This window comes from Acinetobacter sp. RG5 (assembly GCF_031844265.1).
Classification (GTDB): Bacteria; Pseudomonadota; Gammaproteobacteria; order Pseudomonadales; family Moraxellaceae; genus Acinetobacter.
Genome location: NZ_JAUZUV010000003.1, coordinates 132,899 through 158,152, shown reverse-complemented (window position 1 = coordinate 158,152; position 25,254 = coordinate 132,899). Strand labels below are relative to the sequence as shown.

Below are 25,254 nucleotides of genomic sequence, written 5' to 3'. Positions count from 1 at the left end.
GATTATCCCTGTACCGACCACCGATACATTTCAAACCCCTTTCATAGAGGGCAGTATTTTACTTGAACTTTGCCCTGAATGAAAGATCAAAAAGTGTTTAGGTAGAATTTTGGATTTAGGTTAGCGACCGTCCCAGTTGGAGGTAGCTGAAAGCAAACAAGTAGTTGAACCCTTCACCCAGTATTTTTGACCTTGATTATTTAAGCAAATCCATCCATTGCCATCTTGGGTGCTTGAGTTTGCAGGTTCTGCAGTCAGAGTCCATGAGTTTGCATTCGGTATATTCAAAGTGAATGTATAAGTTGTATCGCCTGTTTGAGGAAAAGCATTACTGCCATATATATTATTATCTGTAATAGTTGCGCCAGTAAAATTACCATTAGCTGCTTTGTACTGGGTTAACTTTTGGGAAATTTCCATCATTTTACTTTGTACATCAACACGCTTAGTCTTAATCACATACTGCGTATAAGATGGATAAGCAATCATGGCCAATATCCCGACAATTGCCACTGCAATTAAAACCTCAATGAGAGTAAAACCCTGTTTAAAGTATTTTACCATGTTTCATCCCCTGAGCAGGATTGATAGCTTGAAATAGTTGTTTTAGATTTACAGCGAATACCCGTACTAGTCATGAGAAGGTTATAATTTTGGCTATCTGTCGTTTCAGCTTTAATTGCCCAACCTTGTCCGCGCATATCTCGATCTGTTGAGGTGAGTAATTTTTGTGAGTCTAAATCCCGTATCGTAAGAGTATAGTTTTTTACTGATACAGATACCATTGGGCTTGATTGCCCATAAATATAACCAGGATCAAAACCTTTATAGCTAAAATTACGCGACTTATGACGCTCCAATTGTTCAGCAATCTTCTGGACTTCTTGTTCAGCTTGAGATACAGCCGCCTTACGCGTATATGCAGTATAAGACGGCAATGCTATTGCAGTAATAATCGCCAATATTACTACAACAACCATCAATTCAATCAGTGTGAATCCATTTTTTAGGAAAGTAATACTATTAGTTATCCTAATAGTATTACTTATTTTATTATTTAGGTGAGACATTTTTTTCATACCATCGTATTGGATTCAAAATACGTGAGCATTTCCATTCTCCCGCCCCTTTAATATTACCTATCAATGTTAATGCTCCACAGCTATTTGGATCATCAGTTGTTCCACCACCGCCCGAACCACCAGTGGGACCAAGGGCAATTCCTCGAATACCTGAACCCAGTACATTCTGGTTCACACCATTCAACATAACCATACCAGTACGTTTTTCAGCTTCGATATCTTTATTGCCCTCCTTATAACAAGTACCATAAGGCAAGCAATACTGTTGACGATTAGACTCACCTATAATACGTGGCTGACATGGATCAGCATCTTCTACACCTGTACCTTCTGGATCATATACAGGTATAAATAAGTTATCCTTAATCGCAATAGGTTCTTCTTCAAACGCCTTAACTCCACCTGGTGTACGGCTTGCAACTTCATTACCTAAATAATCACTCGATAATGAACGATACCATCCATGTTTAGGACTTCCTCCAAAGAAAGTATTTTTTACTGCTGTAAAAGAAAGCAATGTTTGTGGATTTTTTTGAAGTTGGTTTAACGTGATATCCTTTGACTTAAATGTTGTATATGTAGATTTATACAAATCACGCTCAACAAAGTCACGGTCAATTAAGCCATATACTTTATTTGTTGGCCGATTTTGCAAAGGATCAAAAGGTTTGATTGATTCACGACCTTTACTTGGTGCAACATCTAGAGGTGTACTACGATCACCAGAAGCAATTGCTACCAAAATAAAAGTATCGCTCCCTTCATCATGAATTGTAATGGTGGGTGGTTGATAGAATCGCGGTGCATCACCATTAGTAATAGCTGCTCCAGATTCAGTAGTCGCCAAGTTAGCCAAACGAATAACATTATGTCCAAAACTTGCTGTAGCTGTATCTTTTTTATTATTTAGATCAATACGGAAGACTTGTCCACCCAAATCACCAAAATACAGATGATCAACTAAGTTATCTCCATCTCGGTCTAAAGTGCTGATACGAGTAGCAACACTATGTTTCAAATCAGTATTATCTTTATTTGATCCAGTATGACTTGTCCACCAGATGCGTTCACCAGTTTCTGCATCAATAATATAGACAGCATTTCCTAAAGCCTCCGATTTTTTACAAGAACTACCACCAAAATCTGAAGTGTTATTTTGACCTAATCTAAATCTTGGGTCTTCATAACACATATCATATCCCCCCCCAACAATCATTACACGACGAATCTTATTTTTATAACGGATATTGGCTAAAACCGGCTTAGACCACGTTTGCCCCATACGTGTATAATTGGCTAAATCATTGCCAACTCTAAATAATAATTTAGGCTTATTTTCATTTAAGAGGTCCAGGGCATAATAGCTATTGCCCCCCATGCGCATACCACCATACACATTCATTTTTTTAGCAGTAACAGCTGAGCTCGTTGTGCTAGTGCCACGTTTTATTTCATAAGCAGTATCTGAAATCCAGGCTCCACTAATACCATGTTGGATATCACCTGCCTGACCAGCTCTTAAAGCTTTCGCTGCCTCAGGATTTTTCAATATTTCCGCAGGAACGAATACTGACTGTTCAACACCTGTTTTAGCATCGACAATATGTAAGCCTCCTTCCATACTACCGAACATAACAGATTGTTTTCTAACTGAAGTTAAATCACCATTCGCGTTGATTTCACCCGAGTATGTGAGTTGCAATGGATATGAATGAATACTCCCCCCTAAACTTACAAATGGCTTAGTAGGTACGGGTAAAGTTGCTGGCAAGCCTGTTGCTATAGATTCGCCTAAATCATACCCAAGATAATTTAATAATCTATGTTTGATTTCTAGAGAAAAGGATTTCAATACGTCTTGATTCTTAAATTTATCTAAAACATTTGCTCCAGATGTAACTGTTCCACTTGCAACATCTGGAATTTTTAATAACTCTCCTGAAGTTTTAGATATGAGTTGATTATTTTCTACTTTAGAAACATCTGTATATAAATTACGCAGTCCATTCGGATTTGCAGTTATCGCTGGTACCGCTCTAATATTAAGGTCAGGATTCGCATTGACTGCGCTTACTGCTTGTGTTGGCATTGGTAAATTCCAGAAAACTCCACCTTGATTTACCATACCGCCATCAGCAACACTTGTTGGATTCCATAAGTCTTTAGTGGTTAGATCAAATTTCCCTACTTCATTAAAAATTGTTTTAGAGCCATCGACCAAAGCACCATTATTAATATCGTATTTTTTTAAGTTTCCTATCCAGATTGATACTTGTTGTCCTGGATTGGGAGATAATGCGCGCAAATAACCATACGGCTGAAAACCATTTGGATTTAAAGCGTCTACAGGCACAGAAATAGCGCCTGTAGATAAAGGTTCTATCTGTGTATCACCAAGATTCTTAATAAATTGAATAACACTATCAGTAATTCCATCAGTTGATTGGGTTTCAAAAAAGCCACCATTACCATAACCTGGCCACTCCACCGAACTGGTTCCAATACTAGGGGAACATTTATCACTATTTCGACGATCTGGCTGTGTTCTTGAACTTAATTTACATGCTGCTTCTACATAATCCGTATCCAAGCCTGAAAATTGTTTACCAAAACCTACAAAGGCTGTTTGAATTGAAGTTCCACTTGGATTTTTCTCTTTATTAAATAAGTACTTTGCGAACTCACCCATACAGTGCCAAGCACCCGTACCTCCAGTCATTAACCCACCAGTGGTTGGACATTTAAAATCATTGCCGAAATTTAATAGAGCTTTTTGCATAATTGGTGATGCATTATTTGAAGAAGAGTTGTTTGCTTCTCCATCGGATAGGATATAAACCCCCTGACCATCACAACTTTGTCTTTTAGCTACTTCAGGTAGTGGAGATTTATAATTAAAATCATCCCTTATATCACCCACATCAGAGTTCAGGAAACCGCTATATGTACTGGTTCCATCCGTTTTTATTTCATAACTATAATGTATAGTGGCATTATTATCGGTATAACTACCATCCTTTACGTAATTGTTGGGAATTGAAGCTTCCGTCCAAGCGTCGTTTCTACACTTCTGGACAGCATTATCATAATCCACGCTTTGATAGTTATCACAAAGATCGCTCTTAATAACATCTTTATAACGAGTCACGATTGGATCAATATAAGATGAAGTAATTCCTGGGTTAGTTACCTTATAGCACCTATATGGAGAAATAATCGTTCTTTTAATATAGTACTTGTAGTCAGAGGCTTGGTCACATCCGTACTGATCAGGTTCCTGAACAACTCTTGTGCGATATTTATCAACCTTTACATTAACTCGTTTAACTGTATTTGTACCCATTAAATATGCACCGGCTTCAGCATAAGCATGTGCTGTTGGAGTACCTCCTTGTGCAGTTAATTCTGCAATTTTTGTTTTTAACAGTGTACGCTGCGTAGAATTTTTTCTTCCTAACTCTTTAGCCGCTACTAGAATTGCTGCATTATCCCCATTACCATTATAAGAAAAATGTCCTAAACCAATTCGCGTAGTAAATAATTCCGAATCTTCACTATCGAGCAGCTTAAATAATCCATCCTTAAGTCTCGTCATACGATCATAACATTTAACACTTGAATTCGTGACTTTCTCACATCCAGCATCAACTAAATTAACTACCTGTGCAGCTGTTAAACTAGTCGCAGTACAAAATTTACGTGTATAGCTAGGAGTAGTACCTGAAGAACTATAATTCCCGCTACTATCTGTTCTACACGACCGTCCAATACCATAATCCTGATAAATAGAGTTAAAATCATCACGATTTGAATAATTATTCTTTGTATTAGAGTCAATTGACCCCATTGAACCTGATGTATCAAGCATCATAACGATAGTTTTTTGACCAGCTTCAGGTGTCGCATAAATCTGTAAATCGCTTGCTTGTGCCACGGACGCTGTTAAAACACAAGTACCCATAAATGACAAACAAGAAATTACTAATGGACGTAAATTCATTATTTTAAACCTTGAAACAACTGATGAGGTATTTATGTGTGTTTTCATTGTATTATCCTCTCAATCAAGGAGCTTGAGTCTGAGTAAAAATTGTCTGCAAATTAAATTCTTGAGTCTGAGAATTTACTGGAACACCAAGTTTGGCTAAGCAAGTCGCAATTGTTTCAAATCCCTTAGTATCACTACTTGTATCATCACTGATGTAACCTGCATTACCACTTCCTGTTCCAATACAATTTTGAGCTGCATCCAAATTTTTAGTAAAGCTTGGCACTATAGAAGTAGTAGTAACTCGAATTCTTTGTTGCTCAACAACGTTCTTTGGCATGATAGTACCCGAGCTTAAATTATTTCCACGGCTTAATAAGGCCCCAGGTTTCAAATCTTCTTCTGCATCATTGGGAATTTTGACAGCTACCTGTGTAACAACTGCTTCGCGGCTACTGCCAAAATCAGAGCTTAAATTACAGAAAGCATCTGCCCCCCCAGAAACAAGTGCAGCTTTAGCTGTTTTAGTTGCTGGAGGTCGTTTAACAGCAACACCCAAAGAGGCTGCAAATTTTTCATTAGACAGTGGTTTATAGCAAAATATATATTCATTTCCTGGTTCTAATTTTGAGTCTTGAAGCGCGTAGCCAATCGCACCACTCAAATCTACCAAGTTTGATAAATTGCTTGTGTATAATTGATTAATTGGTGTATCAGCAGTTTGACTTAGAAATTGGCCAAGCTGAGTATGTGTCGAGATATTTAAACTTGTCATTGCCACGCGGATAGCAAGTACCCCTATTACAGTTAAAATTAGCAACATCATCATGACTACAAGCAGTGTCGCTCCACGCTGAGGAGCGTAAATTTGATAGTTAATCATATTGCATCCCCCATACCATTACGTATTGCAATAGTTGTCATATATGTTCTTCTTAAATGCTTGGTCTGATTAGTAAGCGTCACTGATTTTTCTAAAAACAATATAGATTTCGTTGGATCAATGAGTTGATTGTTTGTGTTGTCTATAGACCTTACAATTACAGCTGCTTTTATAGAGGTAATTCTTGGAACGGGCTGACCTGCATTACGAGCGGCATTTGCAGCAGAGATATATTCACTTATTGTATAGTATGCAGTTGATGTTACAGTAGCGCCACTTTTAGTCATAGCACCTAAATAAAATCTTAAATGATCAACTCTAGGCATAATCACTTCACCTAGTTGAGTCCCTCCAAAATCTGTAATATTTGCAGCCGACATTGCACCCTTTTTGTTAGCATCACAAGCAAGTACTAAATCTTTCTCGCCCCCATTAGTATCTTTTCTCAAGAAATAACGTTGAATTACATATTCCCCTGTTTTTATTTCTTCACCTTCACAATTAAACATATCATTTGGTGCCGTAAACTGAATAGTAAGCTGGTCACTTGCATCACTCACATTTGAAGTTAATCCACTACGTGTAACTGAATTATTGCCTATATCTTTAGATACATTTACAGTGCCTGAAGCCCCTTGAGAAAGTACAATCCCACCTTGTGGAGTAGTATTAGTTAATTCAGGATTACTAATATTGCCATAATTAGCTAAACGAATATCTCTAGCAATATAATCTAGCCCAAAAACTCCGCTATCTTGTAATTCTGCATTCGCTTGTTGGATGCGAGTCGTAACGATTCCCCCCAAGAACAATTGCGTTGCAGCGGCTGTAATTAATAACCCCAAAGCAAGTGCTACAATTAATTCAACTAAAGTAAAACCTGCTTGATGAAAAGCACTATTCGAAAACTTATTATTCATTAATATGCCTCCATCATTACACATCGAGCATTTGCTACATACACACCACCAGAACTCATACACGCTGAATAATTATTTGAAGATATTAGTGTATTTTCCCAAGCTGCAAATATGCATTGTCTTTTAATTGAATTAACTCCTGGGCATTCATTCATAGTAATCATGACGCCGATTTGATTCGCAGCTCGTGCCACTAAATAAGCTTCATAAGTTGCCATCTGCGCAGGTTTACATGTTGTATTGAGACAACTTTTAGGCGCACTAGGTGCATTCTGAGATGTATAAGTTCTTACAGCTGCCGGATAACTGCTTTGACCTTGAGGATTTGCACGTATACTCTCTGTTAAGCCACGTAACAACATAGTAGCTTGTGATTTAACCAATGCTTCATCCCCCGCCTCAATTGCACGTAATTGCAAAGCGGTATATCCAAGGACCCCAATAGCCAATAAAACAAGAGATACCAATACCTCAACCATGCCTATGCCTTTTTGATTTCTACTTATCATTAACATGTACCTTTGGTTTGAGTTAACGACCCAATTAAAGCAACATTTATAGTTCTACTTATGTTCTTTGAGCATGTTATTATTGAGGTAACAGAAGAAGTAGTACCGTTTGCCTTAAATACCACCCCATAATTATTAGATTTAATCTCAACTTTCTTAGGAAGATTTACAAGAATTACTCTCTTTTGATCAATAAATTGGTTTGCATCAGCAGAAGATAATAATTTATTTACACATATAGCCTCTGTTACATTAGCGCCAGCTACATCTTTGTTAGGACAAACTACTACAGTATTACCTATCACCATAGCTCGACTTCTTCCCTCTCCTAATGCTGAAGCAATTTCATTACTTGCACTATTTAAATTTTGAGAAGCTAAAGTACTTACAAATGAAGGAGCGGCTATTGAAGCCACAATAGCCAATACCGCAATCGTCACTATCAGCTCAATTAAAGTGAATCCTTTATTTTTCTGCATACTCTCCCCCAGGCAAAACTTTGGCCTAGTTAAAATAATACGCATTAAAGTTACAAAACCTACACAGAACAGATAAAAGGCATAAAAAAACAGATAACTGTCATTTCCCAGTTATCTGCTTATTTTTAAATAAGAAACAGAATATTAAACAGTTAACATTCTAAGCCTGTGTTACAGGAATACGTAACTCTTTAGGTAGACTAAAGGTAATATTTTCTTCCCGCCCATCCAGCTCTTTTGGCGCTTGTGCACCCCAATCCTGTAAACGCTGAATGACTTGTTTAATCAGAATTTCCGGTGCAGATGCGCCTGCTGTCACCCCTATCTGGATCTTTTCTGCAAACCAATCCTGTTTGAGCTCATCTGCATTATCCACTAAATATGCCGCTTTACCCATACGTTCAGCCAGCTCACGTAGGCGGTTTGAATTTGAAGAGTTTGGTGAACCGACAACAAGTACGACATCACAGCGTTCAGCCAAGTCACGCACCGCATCCTGACGGTTCTGTGTAGCGTAGCAAATATCATCTTTACGCGGACCTTGGATCAGCGGAAATTTCTGGCGAAGAGCATCAATCACTTTCGCTGTATCATCAATTGATAAAGTGGTTTGCGTGACAAAAGCGACTTTTTCAGGATTGCGTACCGTTAAAGCGGCGACATCTTCTTCATCTTCAACCAGATAAATCTCACCACCATTTTTTTTGTCATATTGCCCCATGGTACCTTCGACTTCAGGGTGACCTTCATGACCAATCAGGATCGCTTCTACACCTTCACGGGCATATTTGGTGACTTCAATATGTACCTTAGTCACCAAGGGACAAGTCGCATCAAAAACCTTCAGACCACGACGCTCAGCTTCTTGTTGTACTGCTTTAGAAACACCATGCGCGCTAAAAATCACGATATTATCGTCAGGTACCTCATCGAGTTCATCGACAAAAATCGCACCACGCTGACGCAAGTCATCGACCACAAATTTATTATGCACCACTTCATGCCGCACATAAATCGGTGGATTAAAGCATTCTAGGGCACGGTTCACGATCGCAATGGCACGATCTACACCAGCACAAAAACCACGTGGGTTGGCTAAAACAATTTCCATAGAATCCTCAATACTCACACCATTTTTAGCGGTTCAATTGAAATAAATGTAAACAATCGACTGACAACTATTTAGTTTAAAGCCGCTCTACTCTAAAATAGAGAAGATATTTTATCATATCAGGAAAAATATCATGTCGGGTCTCTTGTTTGTCGTTTCTGCAGCGTCTGGAACAGGCAAAACATCCCTTGTTAAAGCCCTACTTGAGCGTGTCAACAATCTTCACGTTTCTGTGTCACACACCACACGCGGTCAACGACCTGGCGAACTCGATGGCGTACACTATCATTTCTCCAATAAAGAAGATTTTTTAAATCTGGTCAATGAAGGCGGTTTTATCGAATACGCCGAAGTATTTGGTAATTACTACGGTACCGCGCAAGCCACAGTCAAAGAACAACTGGCCAAAGGTCATGATGTGCTACTGGAAATTGACTGGCAAGGTGCGCAACAGGTTCGTCGACTTTTTCCTGAATCTAAACAAATTTTTATCTTGCCACCAAGTCAGTTCGACTTGCGTGAACGCCTGTCTAACCGTGGTACTGACGCAGTTGATGTGATTGAGCATCGTCTCAGCTGCGCGGTAGAAGATATGCAGCAATATAGTAACTTTGACTATATCATTATTAATGACGACTTTAATAAGGCGCTGCATGACCTGGAAGCGGTGATTATCGCCAATCGTCTGGTACTGAGTCAGCAAGCCAACCGTCATGAAAAACTGATCCAGAAACTGATTACGCCGACTGGGCAGTGATTAAAACTTGAGTCTATAGACAAAGCCTTTTATACTGTGCAGTCTGTTAAAATTTATTATTCAAACGAGAATTCTTATGGCACGCGTCACCGTTGAAGATTGTTTAGACCATGTAGACAACCGCTTTGAGCTTGTACTAGTGGCAAGCAAGCGCGCGCGTCAATTGGCACGTCAAGGTATTGAACCAACTGTAGAATGGGACAATGACAAACCGACTGTTGTTGCTTTACGTGAAATCGCTTCAGGTCATGTATCAAAAGACATTTTGAAACAACGTGATCAAGACTATCAAACATCAAGTCTGGATCTTGCACTTTCTGCAAATAATCTAAACTTAGACGGTTTTTCTTTCCAATAAGAGATCGTCACTTAAAAAGCCTAGTTCTAAACTAGGCTTTTTTTGTTATGTGACTTTTATATTTATGCCAGAACGGTTATAACATAAGGGTTAGCTATCAAGTTTGAATGGGTTTTCTGCTCTGTAGTAGCAAAAAACCATCAAGCCAGGAAATTCACATTTCTAGAATGCTTTCAGGTTTTATTTGTAAAAAATTCAGTTGAAAAAGGTGTTTTATGCCAGGCCCACAGGTCAGTCAAGCCAAGCAGCAGTTAGAGATCATTATCGATGCGTATTTAAGTGAAAGCGATGTCGAACGTGTGCTTGCGGCCTGTGATTATGCAGATATTGCCCATGACGGGATTGTGCGTAAAAGTGGCGAACCCTATATTTTGCATCCGATTGCGGTCAGCTGTATTCTGGCGCATATGCGTCTTGACCCTGAAACGCTGATGGCCGCACTGCTGCATGATGTGATTGAAGATACCGACTTTAACAAAGACGATATTACCGAGACTTTTGGTTTTACTGTAGCCGAACTGGTCGATGGCGTGACCAAACTGAGTCATTCCAGCGATAAAGAATATAATAAAGCCGCTTCATTCCGGAAAATTCTGCAAGCCACCTTACAAGATCCACGTGTCATTATTGTGAAACTGGCCGACCGCTATCACAACATGACTACCCTGGAGGCACTGCGTCCGGACAAACGCGCGCGTATTGCCCGCGAAACCTTTGAAATTTTTGTGCCGATGGCGCGTATTGTCGGCATGAATGAAATGGCTGATAACCTAGAACATCTGTGTTATCAGAACCTTGATCTGGACATGTATAACAACGTTCAGACTGCACTACAGGAAACCAAGCCGAAACGCTGTGAATATCAGGCCAAATGGGAAAAGAACCTGACTGAACTGCTACAGCAGCATGCCATTCAAGGCCGAATCAAGAAGAAAAATAACAATATTGAGCTACTGCGCCACTTCGTTAAAAATGATATCGATCTGCAAGAATTGACTCACAGCCATGCTTTTGAAATTATTTTACAGAGCATCGCTGATTGTGACCGACTGGCAGAAATTCTTATGCAAAGTTTTAAAATTCAGAGTTATGAAGATCATATCCGCCGCCCATTACCGGGGGGCAACCAGTCCTTGATGATGCGACTAAAAGGTGAAGAGACGACCCTATCGCTTACCATTCAAACCGAACTGATGCGTAAAGCAGCACGTTTTGGCGTTGTGCTCGGTGAAAGTGCCCCGCAAGCCTGCCGCTCTGCGATTCAGGCCTCGATGCAGAATCTGAATGTCCTGGTCGATGGTGAATGTGCCAAAACCACTTTTAGTGAATTACTGGACTATCTGCACCAAGAAAAAATCTGGGTCTATACCCCGCACGGCCATTTACATGAATTGCCACAAGGCGCCACGGCGGTTGACTTTGCTTATGCCGCGAGTTTATTCCTAGGCAATCATGCGGTGGGTGCAAAAATTAATAATGAAACCAAGCCCCTTTCAACACCTCTAGTCAGTGGTCAGGTGGTAGAAATTATTACTGATGTCCTCGCCACCCCGAATCCGGATTGGCTCAGTTTTATTAATACCCAGAAAGCTCGTCGTGCTATTCAGAATATTCTGCGCGATCAGGATCTAGACGAACAGCGTCTGGTCGGACAACAGGCACTCAATCGCGCACTGAAACTGTTTCATCGTTCTATTCGCGATCTGACTGAAGCCGACTGGAAAAACCTCTTGGAGTGGCGCCATGTTTCCAGCAAGGAACAGCTGTTTGAACAAATTGCTGTCGGTGATTTATTACCACAACTGGTGGCCAACCATTTATTTGCCCAAGATCAGCATCAGAATATCGCCAGTTCAGACCGTCTGATTCAGGGAACAGAAGGTGTCGATGTCAAATATGCACATTGCTGCAATCCTGTGCTGGGTGATCCGATTCAGGGTCATTTGACCCGTCGCGGTCTGATTGTGCATCGTGCGCGCTGTCATAACCTGCTGCATGAACAGCATCAGCATCCAGAAAATATCATGTTATTGCAGTGGACCTCTGATGATCTGGAAGATATCAGCTTTACTGCCTATCTCAGCATTGACTTGGACATGAATGACGAGCAGATTTCCGACCTGATTTACCAATGCCGTAAAGCGCATTCTGGGGTGGAAATGGTGCGTACTCAGGATGACAAAACCTACGTCAATATCGTGGTGCATAACCGTAAACAGATTGCACAGATTATCCGGGATTTACGCATGTATTTCGGTTTCCCGCGAATTATCCGTCTGGCTCAGCCCGTCGTTTTCAGTGAAGCCTCTAAAGCGAGTTAATCATTTAAAACGATAGTGCTTTGATCGGCCGAATTGATCGAATATGATGTATGTCGATGATAAAAGGAGAAATTAATGTCCCGCCAAGTAATCCATACTGAAAATGCCCCTGCTGCGATTGGCACTTATTCGCAAGCCATTTTAGTGGGTGATACCTTATATCTATCAGGTCAAATTGGCCTGGACCCTTATAGTATGGAACTGGTTGAAGGCATTGAAGCGCAAATTCGCCGGGTGTTTGATAATTTAAAAGCAGTCTGTGAAGCCGCTGGTGGTTCTTTGGCAGATATCGCCAAACTGAATATTTTCCTGACCGATTTATCGCACTTTCAACTGGTCAATCAGATTATGGGCGAGTATTTTGCCCAGCCCTATCCAGCACGTGCTGCTTTAGGTGTCGCAAGCCTGCCTAAAGATGCTTTGGTTGAAATGGATGGTATTGTCATCATTAATCAATAAGTTATAAAAATCACTCAATCCCCGCCCTGCAATATCTCATTCTAAATCATGAATCGCTTTTGTGTGGAAATCCGAGCAGCACTTGGATTTCCGCTCAGATGGTCACTTTTTATCTAAATCATCAATCGTGATAAAAGCTATTTCAAATGATTTTTATTGACAAACGATAACAATTATCAATAATATTACTTATCTTATTTAATCACTGTGGTTGTGTCCTATGTACGTTTGTCTATGCCGTGGCATTACAGATCAAGACATTAAAGATGCTATTGCAAATGGCGCTGAAAGTTATCGTGATGTCCGCGATATGTTGGACTTGGGAACTTGCTGTGGCCGCTGTGCACCAGAAGCACGTATGATCATCAGTGATGAGGTTTCACAAATTGCAGCACGGCTAGCAGTTGCAGCATAAATTTAAAAAGATTTCTCCCTATAAGCATAATGAAAAAACAATGATCTTTGGTCATTACTCCTCCCCCGCCTTTGACTCTGGCGGGTTTTTATTGCCACTCATCTGAGTCTGGATCGATTCGATGTCGATTTTCATTTGCTGTTCCATAAATTACTCGCCATTTGCCCCTGACTTGCTTTACTATCAGGATTAGAGCGCTTTCTTAGAAAGATAAAACAGGTCCAAATGGAGTTATGCGATGAAAGGCAATCGTGATGTGATTAATCAGCTCAATCAGGTGTTGTATCACCACTTAACTGCCATTAACCAGTATTTCCTGCATTCGCGCATGTTTAATGACTGGGGCATTGAGAAACTGGGCTCGGCAGAATATAAAGAATCCATTGTTCAGATGAAACATGCCGATAAAATTATTGAACGTATTTTATTTTTGGAAGGTCTGCCGAATTTACAAAATCTGGGCAAACTGTATATTGGTCAGCATACTCAAGAAGTGCTGCATTGTGATGTACGCAAAGTCAAAGAGAATATTGAAGCCATCCAGAAAGCAGTGGCATTGGCTGAAACCCAAATGGATTATGTGACGCGTGATCTGGTTCAGGAAATCCTAGAGAAAGAAGAAAACTATCTGGACTGGACCACAACACAAATTGATTTGATCGAAAGCATTGGCATTGAAAACTATATTCAAAGTCAGCTCTAAACTTAAAATTAAGCCAAGAAAAAGCCAGCATCTGCTGGCTTTTTTTGTATTTAGCGAGGTACATCCTGCGTTAATTCTTCATAACTCATTTCAGTTTTCTGAATGGTCTTTAAGCGTTGCAGCTGGTGCTTGGCTTCCGCCTCATATCCATTAAAAGCTAAAAGTTTGGCATATTTGATCAGGTTATATTTAGTCGGATAACTCAAGACCATTTGTTCACCTTCCAGAATCTGATCAGCAGATGCCTTGCTATAAGGATTCAGACGAATCCAGGCAATGCGATGATTAAACTCGGTCAGCAAATAAATTGGTTTTTCATTGGTGATTTTTTCCGGCTGTTTTTCATAACGAATACTTTGCCCAAGTTTTGGCACCGCAACATCATAGTCGCGATAAATTACAATCAATAAAAGTAACCCAACAGCAAAAATGAATTTCATACCGATTAATGGCATAACCACTGTTTTAATTTTTAGATTTTGTGCCAGAACCGTACCCAGAATAAAACCGACTGGTAGCAGAAAATAGGCATAATGCTGTGGAAACTCAAACATGGCATGTGTCACAAAAGCCCCGATCATGAGAATACCGATCACTGATTCTGGCGTATTCACCCAGCGTTGTAACTGATAGCCCAGATAACCAAAGTAGGCCAAGAACGGCAGACCGATGATCAATCCATTCCAGAGCAGGAAATCGATAATAAAATTATGCGCGCTACGAACCCAGACAGGTCCTTGTACGGTATCGCTGATTGAAACGAACGCAGCACTCGTCTGATACCAACCATAGCCAGACCATGGCTGAGCCTGAATCGCGGCAATCATTTGCTGCCAGATCGCAATACGTGACATATCTCCCGTAGCACGAGATACCACATCCCTGCTTTGTACGACGTCCGTATTCATCGCTTGTGCAGCGAGCTGACTGAGTAATGGAAAAGCCACAATGCAGAAAATAAAGAAAATGAACCAAGCAATGCTGTAATACCATTTCAGTCGAATAACGCTTTTATATTGATAAAAACCTAGATACAGGATAATCGCGATCGCGGCTACCCAGGCCGTACGTGACTGACTTAAAGCAACCCCCATAACAATTAATGCAGCGCAGGCAAATAGCCACTTGGTCTGAATTTTTTTCTTTTCATATAAGTAAAGGCAGCTCATCAATGCCATGACTAAAAAAGTTGCCATATTATTGGGCTGAGCGAAATTAGCATAGGGGCGCTGTGTACCACTGATATTGACCATGCCTGGCAGTACAGAATCCAGATTCGTCCATTGGCAAATGGCAATAATGCCTGTAGCTGTACCTGAAGCTAGAAACACATAACTCAGATTAGTAAAGGTTTCTTCTCGGTTATAATTCCCTGTTGACAGGTGATAACCCAATGCACTTACAAACCAAAAGCTAAAGACAAAAATGAAGCCCATCATGGCGGTGCTAAAGAAAAATACCTGCCCTGCCAGAAAATGTATAAATGGCACACAGGCGAGTAATAATAAAGGTAAACCAATTGCTGGTAGTGTTAATTTTTCTCTTATACAAACTGCAGCAATAGCAAATAATGCGAAGAATGCATAAAGCTCCCCTGTGTACGTGACCCATGGACGGTAATGCACGGGCATGAGCCATGCAAGGGAGATGAGGATTGCTGCGATAAGTGCAAGCGTGAATTTCATGGAAATATCAGGCGGTAGAAGTCTGGCACATGATAAACAAAAAGCAGATAAATAGATAATTTGCTTTTTTATGAAGAGAAAAAAACAATAGTCCCGAAAAGGGAGTAACTTTAATGACTATACGGATGCATATATTGCAGAAATTACTCAACGATTGAATCATCTTCCAAGAAAAAGACTCGGCTTTAAAAGTCCGAGTCAGGTAGTATGGCAACAACAAGGTGTTGCACTTCAAATGCTAATCCAAGAGGTTTCAAATGTATATAACATTTGTAATTATAGCTTAGCACCTTTTTGACACTGAGCTTGGGTTGCGCTAGCACCAGTAGCTGCGCTAGGAGCTGTTGTAAATGAGACCGCACCTTCAGCTGTGACAGTAGCTATTACTTTACAACCTTGATTAATTGCCGTTAAAACAGCTTGAGTTTGTTCTGCAACATCAGCAGTTTTATAAACAACTGTTTGTGCTGATGGTGTTGGACTAGCACTTGTTGTAACTTCAGTATTTAAGCTACTACAACCAATACCTGTTTGAATACATGCCTGAGCCTTAGGTACAAAATTATTTACGCCGCCCATCGCAGCAGCACCATAAGAAGTTGATACATATTCACGGTAAGCGGGAATCGCAACGGCAGCCAAAATACCGATAATTGCAACAACAATCATTAATTCAATAAGGGTGAAACCCTTTTGCATAGTTTTCATAACATTCTCCACAAATGTTTTTTGTTTATTTATAAGCTTAAGCAAAAGCTAATTTAGCCTATTTTGTATTTAGCACTAAGTATGCCAACTTTTATTATAATAATTTTGAGATAAAAAACAGCACTTTAAAAAAATATTTTTATTTTTGTAATTATTATGTTTTCTTTTGTGTAACTAACTGACAAAATTTGTCAGTTAGTTGACTAAAATCACCCCAGAATAATCGGTTTATTCCCCAATTCATTTTCTAAATCATCTATTTTACGATCATAGTACTGATCTAGTACTTCCCCAATCTGCTTCACTCCTTCAATGACACCTTCTTTAAACTTATGCTGAGCGAGATGTTGAATAATGTTTTGGCAGATTTCATCCCAGACTTGCTGGGTCGTTGCCTCTTTAATTCCTCGATCAATCACAATCTCAACCTTATGTTCACACAGATTCAAATACAGGAGTACTCCACTGTTATATTCGGTATCCCAAACACCAATTTCCGCAAATAACTGCCGGGCACGACATAAGGTATCTTGATAATAGGCAGATCGTGAAGGCAAACAACCTTCAATCACGACCTGAATCTCCCCCACATGTCCATGCTCAGCTTCTTCCACCGCAAGGGCAATTGCATACTGATCCTGCTTGGAAAAAAAGCGCTTGGTTGCCGGCATATAAAAGAAATGCTTGAGCCAGCGCTTAAAACTCGGCTGTACACGTTCTTCCAGCTTTGGCTGCGTGACAATTTCTGTCGTATCTGTTGTTGTTACCATGAGCCTGATGCTCCTCCCCCGCCAAAACCACCACCGCCTCCGCCGAAGCCGCCGCCACCAAAACCACCACGGCCACTACCGCCGCCCCGGCCGCCACCTGCTAAAAAGGCATGTAAAATCAGCTGGGCAATAGAAGTGACCAATAAAAAGAAAATACCTGCGCCAATCATTAAACTAGCAACCAAGCCTAAGCCATTCACTAAGCCTGCGGCTGTACCTGCTACTGCCGCAGTCGCTGCACTCAGACGTTTACCAAAGATCATGGAGCCAATAACACCTGCAATAATAATAAAGATAACGCTTCCAAAAGTAGCTTGCGATGCTTTTTGAGCTTGATAAGCTTGCTCCTGGCGCTCTTTGATTTCATCCGCTGCCTGTGCAGCAATTTCAGGATCTAAATTTAAAATACGTTCAATTTCGGTTAGTCCAGAATCAATGCCTTGTGCATACTGACCTTGCTTAAAAAATGGCGTAATTTTGTCATGAATAATACGGCCCGCTACAATATCGGGTAGAATCCCCTCCAAGCCATAACCGGTCAAAATTTGAATACGGCGATCATTAATGGCAATGGTCATCAACAAACCGTTATCACGTTTGGCTGAACCCAGCTGCCAGGCTTCAGCAACGCGCATGGAGTAATCAAAAATATCTTCCTGCCCGGTGGTCGGAACAATAACTACACCTATTTGCCCTTTGCCTTCATTATAAAGTTTCAGAATACGCTGACTGAGTTGCTGTTTTTCAGCGGGACTCAGTAAATTTGCCTGATCAATGACCGGTTCATTCAGGCTGGGCAAGTCGCGCTGAAGCTGCCCTTCCGCCATGTCATTGGCAATTTGTGGCTGTGATGCTGCAGTTTCTGTATTTTGGGCTGGAGTATTTTGATTATTTTTAGGCTGCAAGATTTCACGGGCTACGATGACTTCTTCAGTATCTGTAGCCGTGGCTGTTTCTGCTGAAACAAGCGTGGTTATTCCCATGCCCAGCATGAGAAGCAAACCAGCACAGTATTTCAGCAGCATCTCGGACATCTGATCTCTCGCTTATTTACAGATCTTACTTATTCAAAGGAAACCGTTGGCGCTTTCTGTGCACTTTGCTCGGCGCTAAAGTTCGGTTTGGTGTCCATACCAATCACTTTAGCGGTCATGACTTGCGGGAACTGACGTGCATAAGAGTTGAAGTCCTGAACCGTGGTAATATAACGGTTACGTGCCACAGCGATTCTATTTTCAGTGCCTTCCAGCTGTACCTGTAAATCACGGAACTGTTGATTCGCTTTCAGGTCCGGATAATTCTCAGTGACAGCTAAAAGACGAGACAAGGCGCTGGTCATCTGGGCCTGTGCTTCCTGATAACGCTGGAATAATTCAGGATCTTCCAGTACGTCACGATCTACTTTTAAACCGGCAACATTGGCACGTGCTTGGGTCACTTCCGTTAAAACCTGCTCTTCATGCGAGGCATAGCCTTTGACCACATTCACCAAATTAGGTACTAAATCGGCACGGCGCTGATACTGGTTCTGGACTTCGGACCACGCGGCCGTTACGGCTTCATCTTTGACTTGCAAGGTATTATAGCCGCAACCACTCAGGGTCAAGGTACTGGCCAGCATCAAGGCGATAAGAGATTGTTTGAATACACGCATGATATCTTGTCCTCAATTCTTTATTAATATTTATATAATTAATTTGATTTTAAACAGTATTTTCTAAAGTTTTGTTACTTTTTATAATCTTTTTAATTATCTATCTTTGAATTAAAGACAACTAAAATTAAAAAACCCGCCGTAGCGGGTTGTTTGAATGACTTCAGTGAATTTTCAACTGTTAAACATCCAGATAATCCAGGATTCCTTCAGCTGCCTGACGACCTTCCCAGATTGCGGTTACCACCAGATCAGAACCACGAACCATATCACCACCAGCGAAGATTTTTGGATTTGAGGTCTGGAATTTATATTGCTGCTGTTCAGCGGCAACGACACGACCTGAACCATCCAGATTGATTTCTACATCAGTGAACCAGTCGGCTGGGCTGGTACGGAAACCGAAAGCCAGCAGAACTGCATCTGCCGTCAAAATTTCTTCTGAACCTGGAATCGGCTCTGGACTACGGCGACCGCGGCTGTCTGGCTCACCCAGCTGAGTAGTAATAAATTTCACACCGGTCACTTTACCATTTTCACCAACAACTTCGATCGGCTGACGGTTAAACTGAAAACTCACCCCTTCTTCACGTGCATTTTGTACTTCACGGCGTGAACCCGGCATGTTTTCTTCATCACGACGGTAGGCACAGACGACTGACTCGGCACCTTGACGGATCGAAGTACGGTTACAGTCCATAGCCGTATCACCACCACCTAAAACGATGACTTTCTTGCCTTCAACACTGATGTATTCAGACGGATCTTTTTCCCAACCCTGACAACGATTGACATTCGCGATCAGGAAGTCCAGAGCATCATAAACACCATCCAGATCTTCACCAGCAAAACCACCTTTCATGTAAGTGTATGTTCCCATACCCATAAATACAGCATCGTAGTCAGCCAGTAATTGGTCAATCGTCACATCTGTACCAATCTCAGTATTCAGACGGAATTCCACCCCCATACCGGTAAAAATTTCACGGCGGCGTTTCATCACATCTTTTTCCATCTTGAATTCTGGAATACCGAAAGTCAGCAACCCCCCAATTTCTGGACGTTTATCAAAGACCACAGGTTTTACCCCGTTACGCACCAAAATATCCGCACAGCCAAGTCCTGCAGGACCTGCCCCGATAATCGCGACTTTTTTATTGGTCCATTGCACATTGGACATATCTGGACGCCAGCCCAAAGCAAAGGCGGTATCATTGATATATTTTTCAGCATTACCAATAGTCACCGCACCGAAACCGTCGTTCAGGGTACACGCCCCTTCACACAGACGGTCCTGCGGACAGACACGACCACAAACTTCCGGCAAAGTATTGGTCTGATGACACAGTTCAGCCGCCTGGAACAAACGGCCTTCAGACACCAGTTTTAACCAGTTTGGAATGTAGTTATGTACCGGACATTTCCACTCACAGTACGGGTTACCACAGCCTAGGCAGCGATGCGTCTGATTGGCTGCAATTTCCGCGGTATAAGGCTTATAAATTTCCACAAATTCTGCTTTGCGGACATCAATCTCTTTTTTCTCTGGATCTTGGCGTGCGACATCCAGGAATTGAAAGTCATTATTCAGGCGTTCTGCCATGTCTCTCTCCGTGGGGAGATGTAAGGGGTTCACAGTTGCCTTACATCTCCCTATGTTTCTGCAGTAGTGGAATTATTGTGGATCAGCTTGAGTTGTTTTTAACAGCGTTTGCAAGTTGGCTGCTTTTGGTTTTACCAACCAGAACTTGCGGCTGTAGAAGTCAAACTCATGGCGGATCTTGTACGCCCAAGCACTACCCGTTTCTTTAATATGTTCATCCAGAATACGACCCAGGAAGGCTTTATGCTCTTCCATCGCTTCGGTGGAAATACGGTTCAGCTCAATCAGCTCGTGGTTATAATGATCAACGAAGTCATTATCCAGATCAAGTACATAAGCAAAACCACCAGTCATACCCGCACCGAAGTTATGTCCGACTTTACCCAGCACTGTCACAATACCGCCGGTCATATATTCACAGCAGTGATCACCTGCACCTTCAATCACGGCAAATGCACCCGAGTTACGCACCGCGAAACGCTCGCCCGCTGTACCCGCGGCATATAACTTACCGCCAGTCGCACCGTATAAACAGGTGTTCCCAATAATCGCGGTATTTTGGGTCTGGAATGGTGAACCTTTTGGCGGGAAGATCGAGATGCGACCGCCAGCCATGCCTTTACCGACATAATCATTGGCATCGCCTTCTAGGCTGATATGCAGACCACCGGCATTCCAGACACCTAGTGACTGGCCTGCAGTACCATTCAGGTGAACTTTCACCGGATGGGCTTCCATGCTCAGGTTGCCATAGCGTTTTGCAATTTCACCAGACAGACGTGCACCAATCGAACGGTCACAGTTACCGATCGTGAAGCTATATTCGCCGCCAGTTCCCGCTTCAATCGCAGGTAGAATTTCATCCACCATTTTTTCAGCCAGAATGCCTTTATCAAATGGTGCATTACCTTGAACCTGACAATACTGTGCTTTACCTTCTGCAGCAGGATGCGACTCAAGCAATTTGCTTAAATCAAGATGTGCATGCTTTGCAGTTTCACCTGGCAAGACTTCCAGCAGATCCGTACGGCCAATCAGGTCTTTCAGACTTGATACACCGAGTGCTGCCAGCCATTCACGGGTTTCTTCAGCAATAAAGGTGAAGAAGTTAATCAGCATTTGTGGCTCGCCAATATAATGCTCTTGACGTAAATGATCTTGTTGAGTCGCAACACCGGTTGCACAGTTATTCAAGTGGCAGATACGCAAGTATTTACAACCTAAGGCAATCATTGGGGTTGAACCAAAGCCGAAGCTTTCAGCACCGAGAATTGCTGCTTTTACGACATCCAGACCGGTTTTTAAACCGCCATCTGTCTGTACGCGAACTTTACCACGCAGGTCATTCACACGAAGGGCCTGATGCGCTTCAGAAAGACCCAGTTCCCACGGTGAACCTGCATGATGAATTGAAGAAAGTGGAGAAGCCGCTGTACCGCCATCATAACCAGAAATGGTAATGAAATCGGCATACGCTTTCGCTACACCCGCCGCAATCGTACCGACACCCGGTTCAGAAACCAGCTTAACTGACACCATCGCCTGTGGGTTAACCTGTTTTAAATCAAAGATCAACTGTGATAAATCTTCAATTGAATAGATGTCATGATGCGGAGGTGGCGAAATCAGGGTAACGCCCGGCACAGAGTAACGTAAACGTGCAATGAGACCATTCACTTTACCACCCGGCAACTGACCACCTTCACCTGGTTTTGCACCTTGCGCGACTTTAATCTGGAGAACTTCTGCTGATGTTAAATAAGCAGGCGTCACACCAAAACGGCCCGATGCAATTTGTTTGATTTTCGAGTTACGGATAGTACCGTAACGCGCTGGATCTTCACCGCCCTCACCCGAGTTTGAACGACCACCAATCGTATTCATGGCAATCGCAATCGCTTCGTGCGCTTCAGGTGACAGTGCACCCAAAGACATACCGGCAGAGTCAAAGCGAGGCAGGATCTCTTCCACAGATTCCACTTGTTCGACTGGAATCGAGTTGTCTGTTTTCAGTTTAAATAAGTCACGGATCGTTGCGATCGGACGGTTGTTCACCAATTCTGCATATTCTTTAAAATCTGCGTAGTTCCCAGAACGTACTGCTTTATGCAGTGAGTTGATCACATCCGGGTTAAAGGCATGATATTCCTTGCCAAAGACAAATTTCAGCAGGCCTCCCTGATCGATTGGCTTACGGTTTTTCCAGGCAATATCCGCCAACTGTTTCTGGTCATTTTCAAGATCAATAAAGGTTGCACCCTGAATACGGCTTGGTACGCCGATGAAGCATTTATCCACCACTTCATTAGATAAACCCACTGCTTCAAACAACTGACCACCACGATAAGAAGCAACCGTAGAAATCCCCATTTTCGAAAGAACTTTCAATAAGCCTTTCTCAATCCCCTTACGGAAATTGTTTTGTGCATAGATTGGGTCACCCAATAACTCGCCTTTGGCGACCAGATCATTGATCACGTCATAAGCCAGATATGGGTAGATGGCTGTTGCACCAAAGCCAAGGAGTACCGCAAATTGGTGTGGATCACGAGCAAAACCGGTTTCAATAATCAGGTTGGCATCAGTACGCAAACCTGTATTAATCAGGTGATGATGCACTGCACCAGTAATCATGAAAGCATTGGCAGGCAAGTAACCTTCACGGATTTTCTTGTCTGAAAGCACCAGTAAGGTTTTACCATCACGAATGGCTTGTGCAGATTCTTCACAAATACGCGCAATCGCTGCTTCCAGACCTTCGGTTTCAGCATAGTTCAAGTCAATATCTGCAATTTCATAACCGGCACGACCCAGCGTACGGATCTGATGCATTTTCGAATTAGAAAGTACAGGACTGGAAATGATCAAGCGGTCTGCATGCTCAGGCCCTTGCTCAAAGACGTTTTGTTCACGACCTAAACAGGTTTCCAGTGACATCACAATCGATTCACGTAGCGGATCGATCGGCGGGTTGGTCACCTGTGCAAACTGCTGGCGGAAATAATCCGACACATGGCGCACCTGACGAGACAATACTGCCATTGGGGTATCATCACCCATTGAGCCTACAGCTTCCTGACCGCTTTCAGCAATCTGACGCAACAACTGGTCACGCTCTTCAAAGGTCACCATGAACATTTTTTGTGCCGCTTTCAGGCCATTGCCTTTTAAGCCTTGATCACATAAATATTCTTCCAGCTCTGGACTGCCTTGCAAACGCACAGAATTTTCACGTAACCATTCACGGTATGGACGCATACGTTTCAGATGATTATTGACATCTTGCGTATCCAGTACCTTGCCAGTCTGCGTGTCGATGACCAGCATCTGGCCTGGGCCGACACGGCCTTTAGAAATCACATCTTCAGGTTGGTAACCCCATACGCCAATTTCAGACGCCAACGTGATATAGCCATTTTTGGTAATCACCCAACGCGCAGGACGCAGACCGTTGCGATCCAGCATACAGATCGCATGACGACCATCCTGAATCACCAGACCAGCCGGACCGTCCCAAGCTTCCATATGTTTTGAGTTGAATTCATAGAAAGCACGAAGATCAGCATCAAGTGTTTCCACGTTCTGCCAGGCAGGCGGAACCAGCATACGGAGTGCACGGAACAGATCCATGCCACCGCCAACCAGAATCTCCAGCATGTTATCCAGGCTTGAAGAATCTGAACCGGTACGGTTCACAATTGGATTCAGTTCAGTTAAACCCGGTAATAACGGATTTTCAAATTTTGGTACACGCGCCATGGCCCAGTTACGATTCGCAGTAATGGTATTGATTTCACCATTGTGTGCCAGGTAACGGAACGGTTGTGCCAAAGGCCAGCGTGGCAAGGTATTGGTCGAGAAGCGCTGATGGAAGACCACAATATGTGATTCCAAACGTGGATCAGCCAGATCTGTATAAAAATCTGCAATCGCTTCCGGCATCATCAAGCCTTTATAGCTGATCACCGTTGAACATAAGGTCGTGACGTAGAAAGATGTATCATTTACCAACAATTGCTCTGCACGACGGCGTGCCAGGAATAACTTACGGTTAAATTCAACCTCAGTCACACCCATTGGACAATTAACAATAATCTGTTCAAATGCCGGCATTGACCGCAACGCAATTTCACCCAACGCATCTACATTGGTCGGAATCACACGCCACGCCAAAACGATTAAACCTTCAGCTTCAATCTCTTTGTTTAAAACCTGTTTGGCATGCGCAGCGAGCGCCGGATCAAGATTTAGAAACACCGAACCCACAGCAAATACTTCACTCAAGGTGGTATCACTTAAGCGTTTCGCTTCTTCACGGAAGAATTTTTTCGGCATTGCTAAGAGCAGACCACAACCATCTCCCGTCTTGCCATCCGCGGCAATACCACCACGATGAGTCATACAACTCAAACTATGAATCGCGGTCTTGACGAGATCATGGCTAGCATCGCCCTGCATATGGGCAATTAAACCGAAACCACAGTTATCTTTAAACTCATCCGGTTGGTATAAACCTTGAGCGGGAGCTACATTGTTAGGCGATGGCATGTGCATAGCGTACCCTTCTTTCACGAAGCCTCAACAGGCTATTAAACAATCTAAATTTTTCTCTGCGCTGGCGTCTAATGGACTTTCGAAGACCGTCTTGGTAGAGCAAAAGCATTTTTCTTTATTTCTTCAGACTAGTCCTTTTTTAGACTAAATGCATAACAAATAAAGTTTATTCTGCTCATGAATAACATAAAAATCTGGAATAAATATGACATTCATACGGTGTCATCGAATCATTTTTCGCGCTAAAACAGGGAGATTAATTCAATTCATGCACCAATAAAGCAAATTCCATGCC

21 protein-coding genes are annotated in these 25,254 nt (G+C 42.1%); 6 read left to right on the top strand and 15 right to left on the bottom strand.

Annotated features, from left to right (window positions below; genetic code table 11):
- Positions 1-120: 120 nt before the first annotated feature.
- The 8 genes from Q9R21_RS04820 to ispH form a co-directional block, all read right to left on the bottom strand.
- On the bottom strand, positions 121-564 hold the full coding sequence (locus Q9R21_RS04820; RefSeq protein ID WP_114541853.1) for a type IV pilin protein: 444 nt from the start codon (positions 562-564) through the stop codon (positions 121-123).
- A complete protein-coding gene (locus Q9R21_RS04815) occupies positions 558-1,070 on the bottom strand; it encodes a type IV pilin protein (protein WP_114541866.1) in 513 nt (170 codons plus the stop codon). Before Q9R21_RS04815 ends, Q9R21_RS04820 begins: the two co-directional genes overlap by 7 nt.
- A complete protein-coding gene (locus Q9R21_RS04810) occupies positions 1,054-5,082 on the bottom strand; it encodes a PilC/PilY family type IV pilus protein (RefSeq protein WP_311203832.1) in 4,029 nt (1,342 codons plus the stop codon). Before Q9R21_RS04810 ends, Q9R21_RS04815 begins: the two co-directional genes overlap by 17 nt.
- Before the next feature lie 64 nt (positions 5,083-5,146).
- On the bottom strand, positions 5,147-5,953 hold the full coding sequence (locus Q9R21_RS04805) for a hypothetical protein (RefSeq protein WP_311203831.1): 807 nt from the start codon (positions 5,951-5,953) through the stop codon (positions 5,147-5,149).
- Positions 5,950-6,873, bottom strand: coding sequence for a PilW family protein (locus Q9R21_RS04800; protein WP_311203830.1), 924 nt, complete (start codon positions 6,871-6,873; stop codon positions 5,950-5,952). The genes Q9R21_RS04805 and Q9R21_RS04800 overlap by 4 nt, the downstream gene beginning before the upstream one ends.
- A complete protein-coding gene (gene pilV / locus Q9R21_RS04795) occupies positions 6,873-7,388 on the bottom strand; it encodes a type IV pilus modification protein PilV (protein ID WP_311203829.1) in 516 nt (171 codons plus the stop codon). The genes Q9R21_RS04800 and pilV overlap by 1 nt, the downstream gene beginning before the upstream one ends.
- Positions 7,382-7,861, bottom strand: a complete 480-nt coding sequence (locus tag Q9R21_RS04790) for a prepilin-type N-terminal cleavage/methylation domain-containing protein (RefSeq protein WP_311203828.1) — start codon at positions 7,859-7,861, stop codon at positions 7,382-7,384. Before Q9R21_RS04790 ends, pilV begins: the two co-directional genes overlap by 7 nt.
- Positions 7,862-8,021: 160 nt before the next feature.
- Positions 8,022-8,972, bottom strand: a complete 951-nt coding sequence (gene ispH, locus Q9R21_RS04785; RefSeq protein WP_311203827.1) for a 4-hydroxy-3-methylbut-2-enyl diphosphate reductase — start codon at positions 8,970-8,972, stop codon at positions 8,022-8,024.
- 133 nt (positions 8,973-9,105) lie between these two features.
- On the opposite strand from ispH, the gene gmk reads away from it, so the two are divergent.
- The 6 genes from gmk (at position 9,106) to bfr (ending at position 13,985) form a co-directional block, all read left to right on the top strand.
- Complete coding sequence (gene gmk, locus Q9R21_RS04780; RefSeq protein WP_253147964.1) at positions 9,106-9,729, top strand: guanylate kinase; 624 nt, start codon at positions 9,106-9,108, stop codon at positions 9,727-9,729.
- A 76-nt stretch (positions 9,730-9,805) separates the two neighbouring features.
- Positions 9,806-10,087, top strand: a complete 282-nt coding sequence (gene rpoZ / locus Q9R21_RS04775; protein ID WP_004281186.1) for a DNA-directed RNA polymerase subunit omega — start codon at positions 9,806-9,808, stop codon at positions 10,085-10,087.
- Positions 10,088-10,302: 215 nt separating this feature from the next.
- A complete protein-coding gene (locus tag Q9R21_RS04770) occupies positions 10,303-12,408 on the top strand; it encodes an HD domain-containing protein (RefSeq protein ID WP_311203826.1) in 2,106 nt (701 codons plus the stop codon).
- A gap of 75 nt (positions 12,409-12,483) precedes the next feature.
- Complete coding sequence (locus Q9R21_RS04765) at positions 12,484-12,867, top strand: RidA family protein (protein ID WP_004644973.1); 384 nt, start codon at positions 12,484-12,486, stop codon at positions 12,865-12,867.
- Between the two features lie 220 nt (positions 12,868-13,087).
- Positions 13,088-13,282 carry a bacterioferritin-associated ferredoxin gene (locus Q9R21_RS04760; RefSeq protein ID WP_004644972.1) on the top strand — a complete coding sequence of 65 codons (195 nt, stop codon included), beginning with the start codon at positions 13,088-13,090 and terminating at the stop codon, positions 13,280-13,282.
- Between the two features lie 238 nt (positions 13,283-13,520).
- Complete coding sequence (gene bfr / locus Q9R21_RS04755) at positions 13,521-13,985, top strand: bacterioferritin (RefSeq protein WP_005101322.1); 465 nt, start codon at positions 13,521-13,523, stop codon at positions 13,983-13,985.
- 50 nt (positions 13,986-14,035) lie between these two features.
- Here bfr and Q9R21_RS04750 read toward each other — a convergent pair whose 3' ends face one another.
- The 7 genes from Q9R21_RS04750 to gltB all read right to left on the bottom strand — a co-directional run bounded on the left by Q9R21_RS04750 (position 14,036) and on the right by gltB (position 24,953).
- Entirely contained in the window at positions 14,036-15,670 is a 1,635-nt protein-coding gene (locus Q9R21_RS04750; protein ID WP_311203825.1) for a Wzy polymerase domain-containing protein, read from the bottom strand.
- Positions 15,671-15,946: 276 nt separating this feature from the next.
- On the bottom strand, positions 15,947-16,369 hold the full coding sequence (locus Q9R21_RS04745) for a prepilin-type N-terminal cleavage/methylation domain-containing protein (RefSeq protein WP_404976563.1): 423 nt from the start codon (positions 16,367-16,369) through the stop codon (positions 15,947-15,949).
- A gap of 218 nt (positions 16,370-16,587) precedes the next feature.
- Positions 16,588-17,148 carry a TPM domain-containing protein gene (locus Q9R21_RS04740; RefSeq protein WP_311203823.1) on the bottom strand — a complete coding sequence of 187 codons (561 nt, stop codon included), beginning with the start codon at positions 17,146-17,148 and terminating at the stop codon, positions 16,588-16,590.
- Positions 17,142-18,182 carry a TPM domain-containing protein gene (locus Q9R21_RS04735; RefSeq protein WP_311203822.1) on the bottom strand — a complete coding sequence of 347 codons (1,041 nt, stop codon included), beginning with the start codon at positions 18,180-18,182 and terminating at the stop codon, positions 17,142-17,144. Before Q9R21_RS04735 ends, Q9R21_RS04740 begins: the two co-directional genes overlap by 7 nt.
- 29 nt (positions 18,183-18,211) lie before the next feature.
- Complete coding sequence (locus Q9R21_RS04730) at positions 18,212-18,802, bottom strand: LemA family protein (protein ID WP_311203821.1); 591 nt, start codon at positions 18,800-18,802, stop codon at positions 18,212-18,214.
- A gap of 181 nt (positions 18,803-18,983) precedes the next feature.
- Positions 18,984-20,405, bottom strand: coding sequence for an FAD-dependent oxidoreductase (locus Q9R21_RS04725; protein ID WP_311203820.1), 1,422 nt, complete (start codon positions 20,403-20,405; stop codon positions 18,984-18,986).
- Between the two features lie 72 nt (positions 20,406-20,477).
- Entirely contained in the window at positions 20,478-24,953 is a 4,476-nt protein-coding gene (gltB, locus tag Q9R21_RS04720) for a glutamate synthase large subunit (protein ID WP_311203819.1), read from the bottom strand.
- Positions 24,954-25,254 lie beyond the last annotated feature (301 nt).

Excerpts from the sequence above, each read along its gene's own strand:
- Q9R21_RS04820 (WP_114541853.1), bottom strand. The coding sequence starts at position 564 with ATGGTAAAATACTTTAAACAGGGTTTTACTCTCATTGAGGTTTTAATT.
- Q9R21_RS04815 (WP_114541866.1), bottom strand. The coding sequence starts at position 1,070 with ATGTCTCACCTAAATAATAAAATAAGTAATACTATTAGGATAACTAAT.
- Q9R21_RS04810 (WP_311203832.1), bottom strand. The coding sequence starts at position 5,082 with ATGAATTTACGTCCATTAGTAATTTCTTGTTTGTCATTTATGGGTACT.
- Q9R21_RS04805 (WP_311203831.1), bottom strand. The coding sequence starts at position 5,953 with ATGATTAACTATCAAATTTACGCTCCTCAGCGTGGAGCGACACTGCTT.
- Q9R21_RS04800 (WP_311203830.1), bottom strand. The coding sequence starts at position 6,873 with ATGAATAATAAGTTTTCGAATAGTGCTTTTCATCAAGCAGGTTTTACT.
- pilV (WP_311203829.1), bottom strand. The coding sequence starts at position 7,388 with ATGTTAATGATAAGTAGAAATCAAAAAGGCATAGGCATGGTTGAGGTA.
- Q9R21_RS04790 (WP_311203828.1), bottom strand. The coding sequence starts at position 7,861 with ATGCAGAAAAATAAAGGATTCACTTTAATTGAGCTGATAGTGACGATT.
- ispH (WP_311203827.1), bottom strand. The coding sequence starts at position 8,972 with ATGGAAATTGTTTTAGCCAACCCACGTGGTTTTTGTGCTGGTGTAGAT.
- gmk (WP_253147964.1), top strand. The coding sequence starts at position 9,106 with ATGTCGGGTCTCTTGTTTGTCGTTTCTGCAGCGTCTGGAACAGGCAAA.
- rpoZ (WP_004281186.1), top strand. The coding sequence starts at position 9,806 with ATGGCACGCGTCACCGTTGAAGATTGTTTAGACCATGTAGACAACCGC.
- Q9R21_RS04770 (WP_311203826.1), top strand. The coding sequence starts at position 10,303 with ATGCCAGGCCCACAGGTCAGTCAAGCCAAGCAGCAGTTAGAGATCATT.
- Q9R21_RS04765 (WP_004644973.1), top strand. The coding sequence starts at position 12,484 with ATGTCCCGCCAAGTAATCCATACTGAAAATGCCCCTGCTGCGATTGGC.
- Q9R21_RS04760 (WP_004644972.1), top strand. The coding sequence starts at position 13,088 with ATGTACGTTTGTCTATGCCGTGGCATTACAGATCAAGACATTAAAGAT.
- bfr (WP_005101322.1), top strand. The coding sequence starts at position 13,521 with ATGAAAGGCAATCGTGATGTGATTAATCAGCTCAATCAGGTGTTGTAT.
- Q9R21_RS04750 (WP_311203825.1), bottom strand. The coding sequence starts at position 15,670 with ATGAAATTCACGCTTGCACTTATCGCAGCAATCCTCATCTCCCTTGCA.
- Q9R21_RS04745 (WP_404976563.1), bottom strand. The coding sequence starts at position 16,369 with ATGCAAAAGGGTTTCACCCTTATTGAATTAATGATTGTTGTTGCAATT.
- Q9R21_RS04740 (WP_311203823.1), bottom strand. The coding sequence starts at position 17,148 with ATGGTAACAACAACAGATACGACAGAAATTGTCACGCAGCCAAAGCTG.
- Q9R21_RS04735 (WP_311203822.1), bottom strand. The coding sequence starts at position 18,182 with ATGTCCGAGATGCTGCTGAAATACTGTGCTGGTTTGCTTCTCATGCTG.
- Q9R21_RS04730 (WP_311203821.1), bottom strand. The coding sequence starts at position 18,802 with ATGCGTGTATTCAAACAATCTCTTATCGCCTTGATGCTGGCCAGTACC.
- Q9R21_RS04725 (WP_311203820.1), bottom strand. The coding sequence starts at position 20,405 with ATGGCAGAACGCCTGAATAATGACTTTCAATTCCTGGATGTCGCACGC.
- gltB (WP_311203819.1), bottom strand. The coding sequence starts at position 24,953 with ATGCCATCGCCTAACAATGTAGCTCCCGCTCAAGGTTTATACCAACCG.